The organism is Actinocatenispora rupis (assembly GCF_016861975.1).
Taxonomy (GTDB): Bacteria; Actinomycetota; Actinomycetes; order Mycobacteriales; family Micromonosporaceae; genus Actinocatenispora; species Actinocatenispora rupis.
The window spans coordinates 1-793 of record NZ_BOMB01000076.1 but is presented as its reverse complement, the minus strand read 5'-3'; the positions used below and the strand labels follow the sequence as shown (position 1 = coordinate 793).

Sequence of the window (793 nt, the reverse complement as noted above, 5' to 3'; positions counted from 1 at the left end):
GGGCCGACACGGTTGAGGCATTGCTTGCTGCCGCGGAGATCCGGGCCGCCGACACTGCCGAACCGACGCCCGGATGCCGCGAGATGCTGGTTGCCGCCCGGAAAGCTGGGCGTCCGGTCGTGATCGTCAGCAACAACTCGGCCGACGCGATCCGCATGTACCTCAACCATCACCAGCTCGCCGACCTCATCGCCGATGTCGTCGGCCGTCCGTGGGCCGCACCCGATCGCACCAAGCCCGACCCGTGGCCCCTACACGAGGCAGCCCGCCGCCAACACGTGACTGCCGCAGACTGCGTGCTCATCGGCGATTCGGTCACTGACATCGAGGCCGCTCAGTCCGCCGGGGCCGCGAGCATCGGGTACGCCAACAAGCCCGGCAAGACCGAACGCCTCCGCCACGCCACCGCGCTCGTCGACGACATGCACGACCTGGCCGACGCGCTCCGCAGCGTCCCCCACCTCACCCCCGGAGCCTGACCATGGCCGAACCGATCGCCATACGCCCCGACGTACTGGCCGGGATCCGCGCCCGCTGGCCCGAACTCGCCGACCCGTGGTCCACGACCGTTCTCGGCGAGATGCACGACCTGTGCGAGCGCTACGACGCAGAGCCCGTCGCCGTACTCCCGGCCCGGTTCGGCCTCGTCGTCAAGGCCATCACCCAGGACGGCCCGGTCGTCCTGCGGTCCAGCCCCGACCCGCACGGCCGCCACCAAGGCGCCGTCAGTACCGCCCTCGCTCAGCTCGGGGTGTCACCGAGGATCCACGAGTTCACCGCAACCGAGCACGGC

The 793-nt window shown here is 70.6% G+C and carries 2 protein-coding genes; both read left to right on the top strand.

Going from position 1 to position 793, the window contains the following annotated elements; genetic code table 11:
- Positions 1 to 479 (top strand): HAD family hydrolase (locus Aru02nite_RS36325; protein WP_203665091.1); only part of this gene is annotated, 479 nt, incomplete at its 5' end.
- Between the two features lie 2 nt (positions 480 to 481).
- Positions 482 to 793, top strand: a 312-nt coding sequence (locus Aru02nite_RS36320) for a hypothetical protein (RefSeq protein WP_203665090.1), incomplete at its 3' end; no start/stop codon positions are given.